20 protein-coding genes are annotated in these 16,924 nt (G+C 71.5%); all 20 read left to right on the top strand.

The features are described from left to right. Positions 1 to 26: 26 nt before the first annotated feature. The 20 genes from aroC (at position 27) to rpoZ (ending at position 16,920) form a co-directional block, all read left to right on the top strand. A complete protein-coding gene (gene aroC, locus GKS42_RS13240; protein WP_154794249.1) occupies positions 27 to 1,244 on the top strand; it encodes a chorismate synthase in 1,218 nt (405 codons plus the stop codon). Next, positions 1,241 to 1,762, top strand: coding sequence for a shikimate kinase (locus tag GKS42_RS13235; protein ID WP_154794248.1), 522 nt, complete (start codon positions 1,241 to 1,243; stop codon positions 1,760 to 1,762). Before aroC ends, GKS42_RS13235 begins: the two co-directional genes overlap by 4 nt. Beyond that, positions 1,759 to 2,907, top strand: a complete 1,149-nt coding sequence (aroB, locus tag GKS42_RS13230) for a 3-dehydroquinate synthase (protein ID WP_232847648.1) — start codon at positions 1,759 to 1,761, stop codon at positions 2,905 to 2,907. Before GKS42_RS13235 ends, aroB begins: the two co-directional genes overlap by 4 nt. Beyond that, positions 2,904 to 3,341: a type II 3-dehydroquinate dehydratase gene (locus GKS42_RS13225; RefSeq protein ID WP_154794247.1), complete on the top strand. Its 438-nt coding sequence runs from the start codon at positions 2,904 to 2,906 to the stop codon at positions 3,339 to 3,341. Before aroB ends, GKS42_RS13225 begins: the two co-directional genes overlap by 4 nt. A 59-nt stretch (positions 3,342 to 3,400) precedes the next feature. Next, entirely contained in the window at positions 3,401 to 4,030 is a 630-nt protein-coding gene (locus GKS42_RS13220) for a hypothetical protein (protein ID WP_154794246.1), read from the top strand. Positions 4,031 to 4,037: 7 nt separating this feature from the next. Then, entirely contained in the window at positions 4,038 to 4,451 is a 414-nt protein-coding gene (locus GKS42_RS13215; protein ID WP_354002655.1) for a hypothetical protein, read from the top strand. A gap of 94 nt (positions 4,452 to 4,545) precedes the next feature. After that, positions 4,546 to 5,109, top strand: coding sequence for an elongation factor P (efp, locus tag GKS42_RS13210; protein WP_154794245.1), 564 nt, complete (start codon positions 4,546 to 4,548; stop codon positions 5,107 to 5,109). Continuing rightward, a complete protein-coding gene (nusB, locus tag GKS42_RS13205) occupies positions 5,109 to 5,558 on the top strand; it encodes a transcription antitermination factor NusB (RefSeq protein WP_154794244.1) in 450 nt (149 codons plus the stop codon). The genes efp and nusB overlap by 1 nt, the downstream gene beginning before the upstream one ends. Before the next feature lie 64 nt (positions 5,559 to 5,622). Further along, a complete protein-coding gene (locus tag GKS42_RS13200) occupies positions 5,623 to 6,045 on the top strand; it encodes a nuclear transport factor 2 family protein (RefSeq protein WP_154794243.1) in 423 nt (140 codons plus the stop codon). Positions 6,046 to 6,053: 8 nt separating this feature from the next. Continuing rightward, complete coding sequence (locus GKS42_RS13195) at positions 6,054 to 6,503, top strand: nitroreductase family deazaflavin-dependent oxidoreductase (protein WP_154794242.1); 450 nt, start codon at positions 6,054 to 6,056, stop codon at positions 6,501 to 6,503. A gap of 83 nt (positions 6,504 to 6,586) precedes the next feature. Then, the gene (locus GKS42_RS13190; RefSeq protein WP_210769181.1) at positions 6,587 to 7,054 is read left to right on the top strand and encodes a carboxymuconolactone decarboxylase family protein; all 468 of its coding nucleotides are present in this window, start codon (positions 6,587 to 6,589) and stop codon (positions 7,052 to 7,054) included. A gap of 105 nt (positions 7,055 to 7,159) precedes the next feature. Beyond that, entirely contained in the window at positions 7,160 to 7,717 is a 558-nt protein-coding gene (pyrR, locus tag GKS42_RS13185) for a bifunctional pyr operon transcriptional regulator/uracil phosphoribosyltransferase PyrR (protein ID WP_232847647.1), read from the top strand. After that, the gene (locus GKS42_RS13180; protein ID WP_154794240.1) at positions 7,714 to 8,700 is read left to right on the top strand and encodes an aspartate carbamoyltransferase catalytic subunit; all 987 of its coding nucleotides are present in this window, start codon (positions 7,714 to 7,716) and stop codon (positions 8,698 to 8,700) included. The genes pyrR and GKS42_RS13180 overlap by 4 nt, the downstream gene beginning before the upstream one ends. Beyond that, positions 8,697 to 10,037, top strand: coding sequence for a dihydroorotase (locus tag GKS42_RS13175; RefSeq protein WP_154794239.1), 1,341 nt, complete (start codon positions 8,697 to 8,699; stop codon positions 10,035 to 10,037). Before GKS42_RS13180 ends, GKS42_RS13175 begins: the two co-directional genes overlap by 4 nt. Positions 10,038 to 10,072: 35 nt before the next feature. Continuing rightward, on the top strand, positions 10,073 to 11,305 hold the full coding sequence (gene carA, locus GKS42_RS13170) for a glutamine-hydrolyzing carbamoyl-phosphate synthase small subunit (protein ID WP_154794238.1): 1,233 nt from the start codon (positions 10,073 to 10,075) through the stop codon (positions 11,303 to 11,305). Beyond that, on the top strand, positions 11,305 to 14,628 hold the full coding sequence (gene carB / locus GKS42_RS13165) for a carbamoyl-phosphate synthase large subunit (RefSeq protein WP_154794237.1): 3,324 nt from the start codon (positions 11,305 to 11,307) through the stop codon (positions 14,626 to 14,628). Before carA ends, carB begins: the two co-directional genes overlap by 1 nt. Positions 14,629 to 14,684: 56 nt before the next feature. Next, a complete protein-coding gene (pyrF, locus tag GKS42_RS13160) occupies positions 14,685 to 15,587 on the top strand; it encodes an orotidine-5'-phosphate decarboxylase (RefSeq protein ID WP_154794236.1) in 903 nt (300 codons plus the stop codon). 104 nt (positions 15,588 to 15,691) lie between these two features. Further along, the gene (gene mihF, locus GKS42_RS13155; RefSeq protein ID WP_133108129.1) at positions 15,692 to 16,003 is read left to right on the top strand and encodes an integration host factor, actinobacterial type; all 312 of its coding nucleotides are present in this window, start codon (positions 15,692 to 15,694) and stop codon (positions 16,001 to 16,003) included. After that, positions 15,996 to 16,610, top strand: coding sequence for a guanylate kinase (gene gmk, locus GKS42_RS13150; RefSeq protein ID WP_154794235.1), 615 nt, complete (start codon positions 15,996 to 15,998; stop codon positions 16,608 to 16,610). Before mihF ends, gmk begins: the two co-directional genes overlap by 8 nt. Positions 16,611 to 16,656: 46 nt before the next feature. Next, positions 16,657 to 16,920 carry a DNA-directed RNA polymerase subunit omega gene (gene rpoZ, locus GKS42_RS13145; RefSeq protein WP_154794234.1) on the top strand — a complete coding sequence of 88 codons (264 nt, stop codon included), beginning with the start codon at positions 16,657 to 16,659 and terminating at the stop codon, positions 16,918 to 16,920. Positions 16,921 to 16,924: the final 4 nt, after the last annotated feature.

Genomic DNA, 16,924 nt, shown 5'->3' with positions numbered 1-16,924 from the left:
GCCGGGTCCGTGGGAGACTGACGGTCATGCTCAGATGGTTGACGGCCGGGGAATCACACGGCCAAGCGCTCGTCGGGATCATCGAGGGGGTGCCGGCCGGCGTCACCGTCGGCAGCGCCGAGATCCGCGCCGCGCTCGCCCGGCGCCGGCTCGGCCACGGCCGGGGTGCCCGGATGAAGTTCGAACAGGACGAGGTGCGCCTGCTCGGTGGCGTCCGCCACGGGGTCACGATGGGCTCGCCGGTCGCGATCGAGATCGGCAACTCGGAGTGGCCGAAGTGGGAGCAGGTGATGGCGGCCGACCCCGTCGAGGCAAGTGCGCTCGAGGTCGACGCCGGCACCGGCGATGCACGCGAGAAGTCGCGGAACAAGCCGCTGACCACACCCCGGCCCGGGCACGCGGACCTGGTCGGGATGGAGAAGTACCACCTCGACGACGCCCGGCCGGTCCTCGAGCGGGCCTCCGCGCGGGAGACCGCCACCCGGGTCGCGCTCGGCACCGTGGCGGCCGCGCTGCTCGAGCAGGCCGCCGGCATCCGGCTCGTCTCGCACGTGGTCTCGGTCGGTCCGGTGGGTACCCCTGAGGACGCACCACGGCCCGGGCCCGACGACGTCGCAGCCCTGGACGCGGACCCGATCCGCAGCTTCCACCCCGAGACCTCGACCGCGATGGTTGCCGAGATCGACGACGCGAAGAAGGCCGGGGACACCCTCGGCGGCGTGGTCGAGGTCCTCGCGTACGGGCTGCCCCCGGGCCTGGGCAGTTACGTGCACAGCGACCGTCGCCTGGACGCCCGCCTGGCCGGTGCGCTGATGGGGATCCAGGCCATCAAGGGCGTCGAGGTCGGTGACGGGTTCCGGACCGCTGCCCGGCGGGGCTCCGTCGCGCACGACGAGATCACCCGCGACGCGGGCGGACGCGTCCACCGGCGCACGAACCGGGCCGGCGGGGTCGAGGGCGGCATGAGCAACGGGGAGGTGCTCGCCGTGCGCGCGGCGCTGAAGCCGATCTCCACGGTGCCGCGAGCCCTCGAGACCATCGACGTCGCGACCGGCGAGTCCGCGACCGCCCTGCACCAGCGCTCCGACACCTGCGCCGCGGCGCCGGCCGCCGTGGTCGCCGAGGCGATGGTGGCGCTCGTCCTCGCCGAGGCGCTGCTGGAGAAGTTCGGCGGGGACTCGATCACCGAGACCGCGCGGAACGTGGCGTCCTACCTCGAGGCGATCCCGGAGACCATGCGATGAGCGACACGACGACCGGCCCGGCGCTGATCCTGGTCGGGCCTCCGGGGGCCGGCAAGTCCACCGTGGGGCGCCTGCTCGCGCGGGCCTGGGGCACCACGTTCCGGGACACCGACCACGACATCGAGACCGCCGCGGGGCGCAGCATCTCGGACATCTTCATCGACGACGGCGAGGACGCGTTCCGTGCCCTGGAGCGGGCGGCGGTGGCGACGGCGTTGGCCGAGCACGACGGCATCCTCGCTCTGGGCGGGGGAGCGGTACTCGACGAGGGCACGCAGGCGGCCCTGGCTGGCCGGCGGGTGGTCTACCTGTCCGTCACCCTGGCGCACGCGTCCCCGCGGGTCGGACTGAGCGGCAACCGGCCCCTGCTCGTGGGGAGCCCGCGGCGGCAGTGGCAGCTGCTGATGGAGGCCCGCCGACCCGTGTACACCTCGCTGGCCACGGTCGAGGTGAACACCGACAACAGGTCCCCGGAACAGGTCCGCGACGCCGTGTTGGCCGAGGTGTCCGCCCCGTGAGCGTCACCCGGATCGGCGTCACGGCGGAACGCAGCTACGACGTCCTGATCGGGCGCGGCCTGGCCGCAGAGCTGCCGGGCCTGATCGGCGCCGGCACCCGCCGGGTCCTGGTGGTCCACCAGGGCGCCCTGGCCGGTTCGGCCGAGCGGATCCGGACGGCCCTGACCGGCGCCGGGTACGAGGTGCACCTGAGCGAGGTCCCGGACGGCGAGGACGCCAAGACCGCGACCGTTGCCGCGCGGTGCTGGGAACAGCTCGGCCTGGCCGGTTTCACCCGTGACGACGTCGTCATCGGACTCGGCGGGGGAGCGGCCACCGACCTCGCGGGCTTCGTCGCCGCGACCTGGTTGCGTGGGGTTCGCGTCATCCAGGTGCCCACCACGCTGTTGGGGATGGTCGATGCGGCCGTGGGCGGCAAGACCGGGATCAACACCGCCGAGGGCAAGAACCTCGTGGGCGCGTTCCACTCGCCGATCGGGGTGCTGTGCGATCTCGAGACCCTCGCGACGCTGCCCGCCGCGGACCTGGCCGCCGGGCTGGCCGAGGTCGTCAAGTGCGGATTCATCGACGACCCTCGGATCCTCGAGCTCGTGGAGGCCGATCCGGACGCCGCCCGGGACCCGTCCGCACCGGTGGTGCGCGAGCTGGTGGAACGCGCGGTCGCCACGAAGGCCCGCGTGGTCTCCGCGGACCTGCGCGAGGCCGACCTGCGCGAGATCCTCAACTACGGGCACACGTTCGGACACGCGATCGAGCACCACGAGCACTTCCGCTGGCGGCACGGGGAGGCCGTCTCGGTGGGCCTGGTGTTCGCCGCGGAACTGGCCCGCCTCGCCGGTCACCTGGACGTTGGCATCGTCGACCGGCACCGCCGGATCCTCACCTCGCTCGGCCTGCCCACCAGTTACCCGGCCGGGAGCTGGGACGACCTGCTGACCGCGATGCGCCGGGACAAGAAGACCCGGGGGGCGACGCTGCGCTTCGTGATCCTCGACGGGCTGGCGTCCCCGACCCGGCTCGAAGGGCCCTCCGACGACCTGCTCCTGGCCGCCTACCTCGCCGTCAGCACGGAGCCGGCGCCGCCGCTGCCGGAAGCGGCTGAGCGACCCACCCCGTCCACCGATGACCCCCCGGAGTTCCTGTGACCAGTGTCCTCGTCCTGAACGGCCCGAACCTCGGCCGGCTCGGCTCCCGCGAGCCCGACGTCTACGGCGCCCTCGACCACGCGGGACTCACCGTGGCGATCGCGGAGTGGGCCGCGGCCCTTGGCCTGTCCGCCGAGGTGCGGCAGAGCGACGACGAGGCCGAGCTCGTGCACTGGCTGCACGAGGCGGTCGACGGACGGCGCGACGTGGTGCTCAACCCGGCCGCGTTCACGCACTACTCGTACGCGCTGCGGGACGCGGCCGCCCAGGTGACCACGTCCGGCCTGCGGCTGATCGAGGTGCACCTGACGAACCCGGCCACCAGGGAACGGTTCCGGCACAACAGCGTGATCGGCGGCGTCGCCACCGGCACCGTGGCCGGCTTCGGGACCGACTCCTACCGGCTCGCCCTCTCGGCGCTCGCTCAGGCTTGATCCGAACGGATCAAGCCCCTGACCTTGATTGTAGGCAATCAAGGTTGTAGCCTTGTCACATGTTCGTACTCACCGTTGACCAGGATGCCTCCCGTCGACGCGGGGACCGTGTCGACGCCGCACTGAGCGGGCTCGCCGCCCACATCGGGGCCCGCGGTCTCGGCGCGGACCTGGCCCTGCCGTTCGAGCGGACCGTGGGGGACGAGGTCCAGGGCGTGATCAGGACGGCGGCGACCACCCTCGACCTCGCGATGTACCTGCAACGGCGGGCCGAGTGGAGCGTGGGGGTGGGCATCGGTGCCGTCGACACGCCGCTGGCCGAGACCGCCCGGGCCTCCTCGGGGGCGGCGTTCGTGCGAGCCCGCGACGCCGTCGAGCGTGCCAAGGGCAAGTCGGTGCCGGTGCCGCTCGCCCTCGTCGCCGCGGACGGGCCGAGCCCGGCCGCCGACGAGGCCGAGGCGCTGTTGCAGCTGCTCGCCGCCGTGGTCCGACGCCGCACCGAGCGCGGCTGGGAGGTGGTCGACCTGCTGGTGGACGGCGTCGGGACCGCGAAGCAAGCGGCCGCCCGGCTCGGCATCACGCCCCAGGCCGTGAGCCAGCGACTCGACGCCGCGATGTGGACCGTCCAGGACCGGGTCCGCCCCCTGGCGGAGCGCCTGCTGGCCGACCTGGACCAGGTCACGACATGATGGCGCGGTGAACCTGGTCCTCACCATCGAGATCGCCGCGGCCGCCCTGATCATCTCAGCGGGCGCCGGTGGCCCCATCACGGCCTGGATCCTGCGCCTGGCGAGCCGCAAGCACCGCGAGGAGGCCGCGGAGCGAGCCGGTGACCCAGCCGGCGAGCCCCGGCCCGACCCCGCCGCCGAGCAGCTGCGCGGCGGTGCCTGGATCGGTGTCCTCGAGCGACTGGCCATCACCGGTTCGATCCTGGTCGGCTACCCGGCCGCCATCGCCGTGGTCGTGGCGGTCAAGGGGCTCGGCCGGTTCCCGGAGATCCATGGCAGTTCGGGGGTGTCCGAGCGCTTCATCATCGGCACCCTGGCCTCCTACCTGTGGGCCGGTGCCATCGGCGTGGCAGCGGTGGCCGCCCTCGGCGCGTTACCCTGAGGGCCGCACCTTTTCATCCTCCCGGCCCGACATCCCCCGCTCGCATGCGAGCGCAGGCTCCCGGCCGGTCCCGATAGACAACGAAGGAACGCCTGTGGCATCGACGAACGACCTCAAGAACGGCTTGGTTCTCAACATCGACGGCCAGCTCTGGTCCGTGGTGGAGTTCCAGCACGTCAAGCCCGGCAAGGGCCCGGCGTTCGTGCGCACGAAGCTCAAGGGCGTCACCAACGGCAAGGTGGTCGCGAGGACGTTCAACGCCGGTGTCAAGGTGGAGACGGCGAACGTCGACAAGCGCGACATGCAGTACCTGTACCAGGAGGGCGAGGACTTCGTCTTCATGGACACCAGCGACTACGAGCAGATCACCGTGTCCGCGGCGACCGTGGACACCGCCGCGAACTTCATGCTCGAGGGCCAGGAGGTCATCGTCGCGCTGCACGACGGCGTCCCGCTGTACGTCGAGCTGCCGGCGTCCGTCGTGATGGAGATCACCTACACCGAGCCGGGCCTGCAGGGCGACCGCTCCTCGGCCGGCACGAAGCCCGCGACGATCCAGACCGGCTACCAGATCCAGGTGCCGCTCTTCCTCGAGACCGGCACGAAGGTCAAGGTCGACACCCGCAGCGGTGACTACCTGGGCCGCGTCAACGACTAGTGGCCGCACGCAGCAAGGCACGCAAGCGGGCGCTCGATGTGCTCTATGAGGCGGACCAGCGCGCGCTCGGTGCCGCCGCGACCGAGGGTGGTTCCGCCCCGACCCTGATGGGTCTGCTCGCGGACCGCATCCTCGAGCCCGGCACCCAGGCCGCGTTGCCCGAGTACTCCGTGCAGATCGTCGAGGGCGTCAGCGAGCACGTGGCCAGGATCGACGAGATCCTGTCCACGTTCTCCCAGGGCTGGACGCTCGCGCGGATGCCCGCGGTGGACCGCGCCATCCTGCGGCTGTCCACGTGGGAGATCCTCTTCAACGACGAGGTGCCCGACGCCGTCGCGATCGACGAGGCGCTCGAGCTCGCCCGGGCGCTGTCCACCGACGACTCCCCGCCCTTCATCAACGGTCTGCTCGGCCGGATCGCGCAGTACGGCTCGGACCTCCTGGACTGACCCGGATCCGCCGGCGCAGCACCCCTTGAACCTCACGCCACGTGAGGGCCTACGCTGCCGAACCATGGCGATCGACGAGCAGATGACGGGCCCGACCACGCAGGTGGACGGCGACGCAGACCGAGCCGAGTTCCAGGCGCTGCTCGAGGACTGGGCCGCGGCGATCGTGGCCAACGACGCCGACCGGATCAGCGCGTTCGCCGATCCGGACTGGGAGATCGTCGGCACCGAGAGCGGCCCGTCACCCTTGGGCGCCTTCCTCGAGGTGGTCCGCAACGGCAGCCTGACCCACTCGGAGATGACCTTCGAGGTCCTCTCGGTGCGCCGCCACGGCGACGTCGCGGTCGTGGTCGCGCACGGCACGAACCGCGGACGGTGGCAGGGCGAACCGTTCAGCGCCGACGAGTGGGTCTCGGAGTTCTTCGTCCGGCGGGACGGCCGCTGGCGCTGCCTGCTGTCGGCGCTCACCCCCAACGCGCGTGCTTGACTGGGCTCATGCCCCTCCTCGGTGAGTACGCGCCAAGCCCCAGCGACCGGTCCGCGAAGCAGGTCACCGCCTACGAGTCCTCGCACGGCACGAAAGGCATCACCCTCGGCGGGAAGCCGGTCGTGATCCTCACCACGATCGGCGCCCGGTCCGGCAAGCTCCGCAAGGTCCCGCTGATGCGCGTGGAGCACGACGGCGAGTACCTCGCAGTCGCGTCGTTGGGCGGAGCGGCGAAGAACCCGGTCTGGTACCACAACCTGCTCGCCGATCCCCGGGTGGAGCTCCAGGACGGGCCGCAGAAGTGGGACATGACCGCCCGCGAACTCTCCGGGCCCGAACGCGAGGCCTGGTGGACGCGCGCCGTGGCGGCCTTCGACAACTACGCGGGCTACCAGCGCAGGACCGAGCGGCTGATCCCCGTGTTCCTGCTCACACCCGCCCAGACGCCGCACGCCTGATCCGGCCGGTTCCGGCACGCCCGCGGAACCGATGGAGGGACGGCCTCTGGCCCCGGGGAGCGTGCCGAACTAGCGTGGCCGGTGTGAACCGAATCTCAGTCGCAGACCAGTTTCCGGACGTCCACCGACGCCTCCTGACGCTCAACCGGGAGGTCGAGACGGCCCGGCGCAACGCCGACCTCGACCACGCCGTCGTCGAACTCGTGAAGGTGCGCGCCTCCCAGATCAACGGCTGCGCGTTCTGCACGGACATGCACGCCAAGGACGCCCTCGTGGCGGGCGTCACCGCCCGTCAGCTCGCGGTTCTGCCGACCTGGCGGGAGACGCCGCTGTTCACGCCCGCCGAGCGAGCGGCGCTGGACCTGACCGAGTCGATGAGCCGGCTCGCCCTCACCCAGCACGTGCCGGACGAGGTCTACGCGGCGGCCGCCGACGTGTTCACGGACGACCAGTTGGCCGTGGTGATCTGGGCCGCGGCCGTGATCCAGACCTTCAACGCCCTGAACGTCACCTGCCCGAAGCCGTTGCCGGAGCAGGACTGGCCGATCTGAGTGCACCCCGTGCCGATCGGGTCGCCGGTGGCGGTAAGGTGGCCGAGGCATGTTCGACATTCCTTTAAGCCCGTCCTGTGAGGCGGGGAAGGAGGCTTTCCGCCGGTGACCTCTGGCGCCCCGAGCACGACCGTGCTCTCCAAGAACGACATCTCCCGGGCCTTGACCCGGATCGCTCACGAGATCCTCGAACGCAACAAGGGCGGGGCCGATCTGGTCCTCCTCGGGATCCCGACCAGAGGCGCGCCGCTGGCGCGGCGGCTTGGGGAGCGGATCCTCACGGCCGAGGGGCGCCCCGACGCCCCGCTCGAGGATCTCGTCGGCACCCTGGACATCACGATGCACCGCGACGACCTGCGCCGGAACCCGACCCGCGCGCTCGAACCCACTCGGATCCCCGTCGGCGGCCTGGACGAGAAGGTCGTCGTCCTCGTCGACGACGTGCTCTACTCCGGCCGCACCATCCGGGCCGCGCTCGACGCCATCTCCGACCTCGGCCGGCCCCGCGCCGTCCAGCTCGCGGTGCTCGTCGACCGCGGCCACCGGGAGCTGCCGATCCGCGCCGACTACATCGGCAAGAACCTGCCCACCTCGCGCAGCGAACGGGTCAGCGTCCGGCTCACCGAGCTCGACGGCACCGACTCGGTGGTGTTGTCCTCATGAGGCACCTGCTCTCCGCCGCCGACCTCAGCCGCGCCGAGGCGATCGAGATCCTGGACACCACCGCCACGATGGCGGCCACGCAGTCCAGGGAGATCAAGAAGCTGCCGGCCCTGCGCGGGCTGACCGTGGTGAACCTCTTCTTCGAGGACTCCACCCGCACCCGGATCTCGTTCGAGGCGGCCGCCAAGCGGCTGTCCGCGGACGTCATCAACTTCTCCGCCAAGGGCTCCTCGGTGTCCAAGGGGGAGTCCCTCAAGGACACCGCCCTCACCCTCGCCGCGATGGGCGCGGACGCCGTCGTGATCCGGCATCAGGCCTCCGGTGCGCCGCACCGGCTGGCCACGTCCGGCTGGGTCCGTACCCCCGTGGTGAACGCCGGCGACGGCATGCACCAGCACCCCACCCAGGCGCTGCTCGACGCGTTCACGATGCGTCGCCACCTTGCCGGTGGCGGTGACGCGGGTACGGACGGCGTCGGTCGTGACCTGGCCGGCGCCAAGGTGGTCATCGTCGGGGACGTGCTGCACTCCCGGGTGGCCCGCTCGAACGTGGACCTGCTGCACACCCTCGGCGCGGACGTCACCCTCGTCGCGCCGCCCACCCTGCTGCCGGTGGGCGTGCACACCTGGCCGTGCGCGGTGTCCTACGACCTGGACGCCACCATCGCCGACGTCCGCCCGGACGCGATCATGATGCTGCGGGTCCAGCGCGAGCGGATGTCCAGCGCCGGCGGCGGCTTCTTCCCGTCGCCGATGGAGTACTCGCGCCGCTACGGGCTCGACGGCACGCGCCTGGCCGCGCTGCCCGAGCACTGCGTGGTGATGCACCCGGGGCCGATGAACCGTGGCCTGGAGATCTCCGCGAAGGCCGCCGACTCGCCCCGATCCACCATCGTCGAACAGGTCGCGAACGGCGTCGCCGTACGTATGGCCGTGTTGTACCTGCTGCTCGCCGGCGGCACCGAGACCGAAGGATCCCGATGACCACCTACCTGATCCGTGCCGCATCCGTGCTCGGGGGGGAGCGCTCCGACCTGTACCTGGCCGACGGCGTGATCGCCGCACTCGGTGCCGACGCGGCCGCGGCTGCGACCACGGCGAACGCCGACCGCGTGGACGTCGTCGAGATCGACGCGAGCACCTTGATCGCCCTGCCGGGCCTCGTCGACCTGCACACGCACCTGCGCGAACCAGGCCGCGAGGACGCCGAGACCGTCGCCTCCGGGACCCGCGCGGCCGCCGTCGGGGGGTTCACCTGCGTGCACGCGATGGCGAACACCGACCCCGTCGCGGACACCGCCGGCGTCGTGGAGCAGGTCTGGCGGCTCGGCGAGGATGCCGGCTGGGCGCAGGTGCGCCCGGTGGGTGCCGTGACGGTGGGCCTGCGCGGGGAGCAACTCGCCGAACTCGGCGCGATGGCAGACTCCGCCGCCGCGGTGCGGGTCTTCTCCGACGACGGCAAGTGCGTCGACGACCCGGTCCTGATGCGCCGGGCCCTGGAGTACGTGAAGGCGTTCGACGGTGTCGTCGCCCAGCACGCGCAGGAGCCGCGCCTGACCGAGGGCGCCCTCATGCACGAGGGTGTCGTCTCCGCGGAGCTGGGGCTGACCGGGTGGCCGGCCGTCGCGGAGGAGGCGATCATCGCCCGGGACGTCCTGCTCGCCGAGCACGTCGGCTCCCGGGTGCACATCTGCCACCTGTCGACGGCGGGCTCGGTGGACATCGTCCGCTGGGCGAAGGCCCGCGGGATCGATGTGACCGCCGAGGTCACCCCGCACCACCTGATCCTGACCGACGAGGCGGTCCGCGGCTACGACCCTCAGTTCAAGGTGAACCCCCCGCTGCGTACGGCCGCCGACGTCGCCGCCGTTCGGGCCGGCCTGGCCGACGGCACCATCGACATCGTCGCCACCGACCACGCGCCGCACCCGGACGAGGACAAGGACTGCGAGTTCGCCGCCGCGGCGATGGGCATGACCGGGCTGGAGACCGCACTGTCCGTGGTGGTCGCCGCGATGGTGGACAACCCGGAGTACGAGTTCGACTGGGCGGACGTGGCCCGCACCATGTCCACCACCCCCGCGGCCATCGGCCGGGTCGCCGAGCAGGGCCGGCCGCTCGAGGTCGGCGAGCCCGCGAACCTGGTCCTCGTGGACCCCGACGCCACCTGGACGGTCGACCCGGCGGCGCTGCGTACGGCCAGCGAGAACACCCCGTTCGCCTCCGACGAGCTCCCCGCCCGCGTGGTCGCCACGTTCTGGCGCGGCAGGGCAACAGTCCTCGACGGCGAACCCCGAGCGCGAGTGGACTCCCGCTCATGACCCACCAGCAGCGAACGAACACCGAGGTGACACTGATGACGTCCAGCGAGAGCGCCGGCCACCGGGCGGCGGACGCCGCCCTGCTCGTCCTCGAGGACGGCACCGTCATGCGCGGGCGCGCCTACGGCGCGCGGGGCGTCACGTTCGGCGAGATCGTCTTCTCCACCGGCATGACCGGCTACCAGGAGACCCTCACGGACCCCTCCTACCACCGCCAGATCGTCGTCATGACGGCCCCACACATCGGGAACACCGGCGTGAACGACGAGGACCCGGAGTCCCTGAAGATCTGGGTCGCCGGCTTCGTCGTGCGGGACCGGGCCCGCCGGGCGTCCAGCTGGCGTTCGCGCCGCGAGCTCGAGGACGAACTGGCCGCCCAGGGGATCGTCTCGATCAGTGACGTGGACACCCGCGCCCTGACCCGCCGCCTGCGCGAGGAGGGCGTGATGCGCGCCGGGATCTTCTCCGGCGACGCCCTGCCGACGCTGCCCGGGACCCACGGGGAGGCCGAGCTGCTCGCCCAGGTCCTGGCCAGCCCGCAGATGGCCGGCGCGGACCTCGCCCGCGAGGTCAGCACTCCCGAGCCCTACGTGGTGGAGCCGGCCGGCGCGTTCGCCGGCCGTGAGCCGCTCGCCACGGTGGTGGCCGTCGACCTCGGCATCAAGGCGATGACCCCGCAACGGCTGTCCGAGCGGGGTGTCCGGGTGCACGTGGTGCCCTCGCGCAGCACGATCGCCGACCTGACCGCGCTCAACCCGGACGGCGTATTCTTCTCCAACGGCCCCGGTGACCCCGAGGCCTCCGTGCACGAGGTGGCGCTGCTGCGTGAGGTCCTCGACGCCGGCCTGCCGTACTTCGGGATCTGCTTCGGCAACCAGATCCTCGGCCGGGCCCTCGGGTACGGCACCTACAAGCTCGGGTACGGCCACCGCGGCCTGAACCAGCCCGTCAAGGACGTCACCACCGGCAAGGTCGAGATCACCTCCCACAACCACGGGTTCGCCGTCGACGCGCCGATCGACGGCGAGTCGATCGCCCCGCACGACGGCGGCCGGTACGGGCGCGTGATCGTCTCCCACATCGGGTTGAACGACAACGTGGTGGAGGGCCTGCAGTGCCTCGACATCCCGGCGTTCTCCGTGCAGTACCACCCGGAGGCAGCAGCCGGGCCGCACGACGCCGCCTACCTCTTCGACCGGTTCGTCGACCTGATCACCGCCACGCCGGACCGGGCCACGACCCCGCAGACCCAGAAGGACGCCAACTGATGCCCCGTCGTTCCGATATCTCCAGCGTCCTCGTCATCGGGTCCGGCCCGATCGTCATCGGCCAGGCCGCCGAGTTCGACTACTCCGGCACCCAGGCCTGCCGGGTCCTGCGCGAGGAGGGCCTGCGGGTCATCCTGGTCAACTCCAACCCGGCCACGATCATGACCGACCCGGAGTTCGCCGACGCCACCTACGTGGAGCCGATCACGCCCGAGGTGGTCGCGTCCATCATCGAGAAGGAACGCCCGGACGCGCTGCTGCCCACCCTCGGCGGACAGACCGCGCTCAACACGGCCATCTCGCTGCACGAGGCCGGGGTGCTGGAACGGTTCGGCGTGGAACTGATCGGCGCGAACATCGCCGCCATCAACGCGGCCGAGGACCGGCAGCTCTTCAAGGGCGTCGTCGAGCGGTGCGGCGCCGAGGTGGCCGCCTCCGCGATCGCGCACTCCATCGAGGACTGTCTCGCCGCCGTCGAGGACCTCGGCTACCCGGTCGTGGTGCGACCGTCCTTCACCATGGGCGGACTGGGCTCCGGGATCGCCTACGACGAGACCCAGCTGCGTCAGATCGCCGGCGCCGGGCTGCACTACTCACCGACCACGGAGGTGCTCCTCGAGGAGTCCATCCTCGGCTGGAAGGAGTTCGAGCTCGAGCTCATGCGGGACCGTGCGGACAACGTGGTGGTCGTCTGCTCCATCGAGAACTTCGACCCGGTGGGCGTGCACACCGGAGACTCGATCACCGTGGCCCCGGCGCTCACCCTGACCGACCGCGAGTACCAGCGGCTGCGGGACATCTCGATCGCGGTCATCCGTGAGGTCGGCGTCGACACCGGCGGCTGCAACATCCAGTTCGCCGTCGAGCCGAGCACCGGGCGCATCGTCGTCATCGAGATGAACCCACGGGTGTCCCGGTCCAGCGCCCTGGCCTCCAAGGCCACCGGCTTCCCGATCGCGAAGATCGCTGCCCGCCTCGCGGTGGGCTACACGCTCGACGAGATCCCGAACGACATCACCGGCTCCACGCCGGCGTCGTTCGAGCCGACCCTCGACTACGTCGTGGTCAAGGTTCCGCGGTTCGCGTTCGAGAAGTTCCCGGCCGCGGACCCCACGCTCACCACCACGATGAAGAGCGTGGGGGAGGCGATGGCCCTCGGTCGCAACTTCACGGAGGCGCTGCAGAAGGCGATGCGCTCGATCGACACCGACAACTCCTCGTTCTCCTGGGCCGGGCCGGTTCCGGACGCCGAGGAGACCGGGCTGCTCCTGGAGTCGATCCGGGTCCCCACCGACCACCGGATCCTGGACCTGCAGCAGTCGATCCGCGGCGGCGCCACCCTCGAGGAGATCACCGCGGCCACCGGCATCGACCCGTGGTTCGTGGACCAGATCTTCCTGCTCGACGAGGTCGCCCGCGAGATCACCGACGCACCGACCCTCCAGGCAGACGTCCTGGCCCGAGCGAAGCGACACGGCTTCTCGGACGCCCAGATCGCACAGATGCGCGGCCTGGGGGAGGCCACCGTCCGCGAGATGCGGCACGCCTACGGACTTCGGCCGGTCTACAAGACCGTGGACACCTGCGCCGCCGAGTTCGCCGCCCAGACCCCGTACCACTACTCAAGCTACGACGCCGAGACCGAGGTGGCCGGCCGGGAGCGTCCCGCGGTGCTGATCCTCGGGTCCGGGCCCAACCGGATCGGGCAGGGGATCGAGTTCGACTACTCCTGCGTGCACGCCGCCCTGGCGCTCTCCGGCACGTACGAGACCGTGATGATCAACTGCAACCCGGAGACGGTCTCCACCGACTACGACACCGCGGACCGGCTGTACTTCGAACCGCTCACGTTCGAGGACGTCCTCGAGGTCTACCTGGCCGAGGTCGCAGTCGGGCCGGTGGCCGGGGTGATCGTGCAGCTCGGCGGCCAGACTCCGCTCAAACTGGCCGACCGCCTCGCCGCCGCCGGCCTGCCCATCTGGGGCACCCCGCCGTCGGCCATCGACGCGGCCGAGGACCGCGGCCAGTTCGGGCAGGTCCTGCTCAACGCCGGGCTGCCGGCCCCCGCGTTCGGCACCGCCATCTCCCTGGCGCAGGCCACCGAGATCGCCGACCGGATCGGCTACCCGGTCCTGGTACGGCCGTCCTACGTGCTCGGCGGACGCGGCATGGAGATCGTCTACGACGCCGACCAGCTCGTCGACTACGTACGCCGGGCCACCGGCGCGAGCGACGCCGGGGCGCTGCTGCCCGCACCGGTCCTCGTCGACCGGTTCCTGGACCAGGCGATCGAGATCGACGTGGACGCCCTCTACGACGGCACCGAGCTGTACCTGGGCGGCGTGATGGAGCACATCGAGGAGGCCGGGATCCACTCCGGGGACTCCGCGTGCGTGCTGCCGCCGGTCACCCTCTCGGACTCGATGATCAACCGGATCCGCACGTCCACCGAGGCGATCGCGGAAGGCGTCGGCGTGCGCGGGCTCATCAACATCCAGTTCGCCCTCGCCGCGGACGTGCTGTACGTGCTCGAGGCGAACCCGCGCGCGTCACGGACCGTGCCGTTCGTCGCGAAGGCCACCGGCGTGCCGCTGGCGAAGGCGGCCGCGCTGCTGATGAGCGGCCACTCGATCGCCGACCTGCGGGCGATGGGCGTCCTGCCCGAGCAGGACGCCAGCCACACCGACCTCGACGCGCCGATCGCCGTCAAGGAGGCGGTGCTGCCGTTCAAGCGGTTCCGCACCGCGTCCGGTCAGGTCGTGGACACCGTGCTGGGGCCGGAGATGCGTTCGACGGGTGAGGTGATGGGCTACGACGTGGACTTCCCGCTCGCGTTCGCGAAGTCGCAGGCCGCGGCGTTCGGAGGCCTGCCCACCGAGGGCACCGTGTTCGTGTCCGTGGCGGACCGGGACAAGCGGTCCCTGACGATGGCGACCGGCCGCCTGATCGAGCTCGGGTTCCGGATCCTCGCGACGGCCGGCACGGCGAGCGTGCTGCGCCGCAACGGCCTGGCCGCCGAGGTGGTCCGCAAGGCCTCCGACGGTCCCGGCCCGAACGGGGAGCCGACCATCATCGACCTGATCAACGCGGGGCAGGTGGACATGGTCATCAACACCCCGGGCAGCAAGGGGGCCCGGGCGGACGGGTACGACATCCGGACCGCGACCACGGCCGCTGACAAGGCAATCTCGACCACCACGCAGCAGTTCACGGCAGCTGTTCAGGCGATCGAGGCGATCCGGCGGGGGCCGTTCGCGGTCCGGTCGCTCCAGGAGCATGACGCCGCCAGGGCGGACCGGGTCGAGGCCGCCGGGCGCGCCTGACTGGGCCACACCGAACAGGACCGGCACAATAACCACCAGGGAACGAGGGAGCGGACATGAGTGCGATCACGACGTCGACGACCAGCGCGGGCGAGACGTTCGCGGGAGCCGGGTTCGGCACTCGGCTCAGCGAGGCGATGGCGGCCCGTGGCCCGTTGTGCGTCGGGATCGACCCGCACGTGGGTCTGCTGCAGCGCTGGGGTCTGCCCGACGACGCCAGCGGGGTCCGCGAGTTCTCGCTGCGGGTCGTCCAGGCCCTCGCCGGGCAGATCGCCGCCGTGAAGCCGCAGTCCGCGTTCTTCGAGCGGTACGGCAGCGCCGGCATGGCCGCTCTCGAGGACACGATCGCGGCCTGCCGCGCCGCCGACCTGCTCTGCGTGGTGGACGCCAAGCGCGGTGACATCGGCTCCACGATGGACGGCTACGCCGACGCCTTCCTCGGCAAGGACTCCACGCTGGCCGGAGACGCCGTCACACTCTCGCCCTACCTGGGGTTCGAGACCCTGCGGCCCGCGATCGACGCGGCCCTGGCAACGGGCCGCGGGGTGTTCGTGCTCGCGTTGACGTCCAACCCGGAGGGTGCCCAGGTGCAGCACGCCCTGGCCGACGGCGTCCCGGTCGCCGCGCTGATCGCGCGGCAGGCGGCTGCGGCGAACGCCGCCGAGATCGAGGCGGGTGCCCCGCTCGGCAGCGTCGGGCTGGTCGTCGGGGCGACCGTCGGCTCCGCGGCCCGCGAGCTCGGGGTGGACCTCGGCGCCGTCCGCGGCCCGCTCCTGGCACCCGGGGTCGGCGCCCAGGGCGGCGGTGCGGCGCAGATCCGCGACGTGTTCGCCGACGCCCTCGGCGCGGTGCTGCCGTCGAGCTCCCGGGACGTTCTGCGGGCCGGGCCCGACGCCGGCGACCTGCTCACGGCCGCCCGGGCGATCAACGAGGAACTGCGCCGCGCCGTCGCCGGATAGTGGGCCCGCCCACCACGCCCGCGATTGATCTGCGGCGTTCGCATCGCTAGGTTGCCTAGGAACGACTTCGCCGACCACCGCTTCGAGAGTTGAAGGTAATCACCGTGGCTCTTCCCCCATTGACACCGGAGCAGCGCGCGAATGCGCTCGCGAAGGCCGCCGCTGCCCGCGCCACCCGCGCCGAGGTGAAGAACCGGCTGAAGTACTCCGGTGGCAAGCTCTCCGAGGTGATCGCCGAGGGAGCAACGGATGACGCCGTCGGCAAGCTCAAGGTGCTCTCGCTGCTGGAGTCCCTGCCCGGGGTGGGCAAGATCACCGCGCGCGCCGTGATGACCGAGGTGGGCATCTCCGAGAGCCGCCGGGTACGCGGCCTCGGACCGAACCAGATCGCCAAATTGGTCGAGCGGTTTGGCTGAGCAGACCACCCCCGCTCGGCTCACGGTCCTGGCCGGTCCGACCGCCGTCGGCAAGGGCACCGTCTCCGCGGACCTGCGGGCCCGCTACCCGAACATCTGGCTGTCCGTCTCCGCCACCACCCGCCCGGCCCGCCCCGGCGAGATCGACGGCGTGCACTACCTGTTCCTCAAGCCGGAGGAGTTCGCGGCCATGGTCGCGGGCGGGGAGTTCCTCGAATGGGCCGTGGTGCACGGGCGCAACAGTTACGGCACCCCGCGCCAGCCGGTGGCCGAGCGGCTCGCCGCCGGGCAGCCGGCGCTGCTGGAGATCGACCTGCAGGGCGCCCGGCAGGTGCGTCAGACGATGCCCGAGGCGCGGTTCGTGTTCCTTGCTCCACCGAGCTGGGAGGAACTGGTCCGCCGGCTCGAGGGCCGCGGCACGGAGGACGCCGAGGAGCGCGAGCGACGGCTCGTCACCGCTCAGGTGGAGCTGGCCGCTGCGGCTGAGTTCGACCACACGATCATCAACGACGACGTGCACCGGGCCACCGACGAGCTCGTGGCCCTGATGGGGTGCGCGCCCCAGCCTCGCGAGCGCCTCACACACACCGACGATGTGAACCGCTAGACTAGAGCGTTCGAACACCCCCAAGCACACACGAGGTTCTCCCGACATGTCAGGAACCGTTGCCGCACCCGAGGGCATCACCGATCCGCCGATCGACGAACTCCTCGAGGCAGCCGACTCCAAGTACGCCCTGGTCATCTACGCCGCCAAGCGTGCGCGTCAGATCAACGCCTACTACGCGCAGCTGAACGAAGGGCTGCTCGAGTACGTGGGCCCGCTCGTGGAGACCAAGCAGCAGGAGAAGCCCCTCTCCATCGCCATGCGCGAGATCAACGAGGGTCTTCTTACGGTCGAGCCGACCGAGGACTGAGCCC

It is taken from the genome of Occultella kanbiaonis (genome assembly GCF_009708215.1).
Taxonomy (GTDB): Bacteria; Actinomycetota; Actinomycetes; order Actinomycetales; family Beutenbergiaceae; genus Occultella; species Occultella kanbiaonis.
The sequence above is the reverse complement of the archived record's forward strand: the minus strand, read 5'-3'. Positions and strand labels throughout refer to the sequence as shown.

Excerpts from the sequence above, each read along its gene's own strand:
- aroC (WP_154794249.1), top strand. The coding sequence starts at position 27 with ATGCTCAGATGGTTGACGGCCGGGGAATCACACGGCCAAGCGCTCGTC.
- GKS42_RS13235 (WP_154794248.1), top strand. The coding sequence starts at position 1,241 with ATGAGCGACACGACGACCGGCCCGGCGCTGATCCTGGTCGGGCCTCCG.
- GKS42_RS13220 (WP_154794246.1), top strand. The coding sequence starts at position 3,401 with ATGTTCGTACTCACCGTTGACCAGGATGCCTCCCGTCGACGCGGGGAC.
- GKS42_RS13200 (WP_154794243.1), top strand. The coding sequence starts at position 5,623 with ATGGCGATCGACGAGCAGATGACGGGCCCGACCACGCAGGTGGACGGC.
- GKS42_RS13195 (WP_154794242.1), top strand. The coding sequence starts at position 6,054 with ATGCCCCTCCTCGGTGAGTACGCGCCAAGCCCCAGCGACCGGTCCGCG.
- GKS42_RS13180 (WP_154794240.1), top strand. The coding sequence starts at position 7,714 with ATGAGGCACCTGCTCTCCGCCGCCGACCTCAGCCGCGCCGAGGCGATC.
- GKS42_RS13175 (WP_154794239.1), top strand. The coding sequence starts at position 8,697 with ATGACCACCTACCTGATCCGTGCCGCATCCGTGCTCGGGGGGGAGCGC.
- carA (WP_154794238.1), top strand. The coding sequence starts at position 10,073 with ATGACGTCCAGCGAGAGCGCCGGCCACCGGGCGGCGGACGCCGCCCTG.
- carB (WP_154794237.1), top strand. The coding sequence starts at position 11,305 with ATGCCCCGTCGTTCCGATATCTCCAGCGTCCTCGTCATCGGGTCCGGC.
- pyrF (WP_154794236.1), top strand. The coding sequence starts at position 14,685 with ATGAGTGCGATCACGACGTCGACGACCAGCGCGGGCGAGACGTTCGCG.
- rpoZ (WP_154794234.1), top strand. The coding sequence starts at position 16,657 with ATGTCAGGAACCGTTGCCGCACCCGAGGGCATCACCGATCCGCCGATC.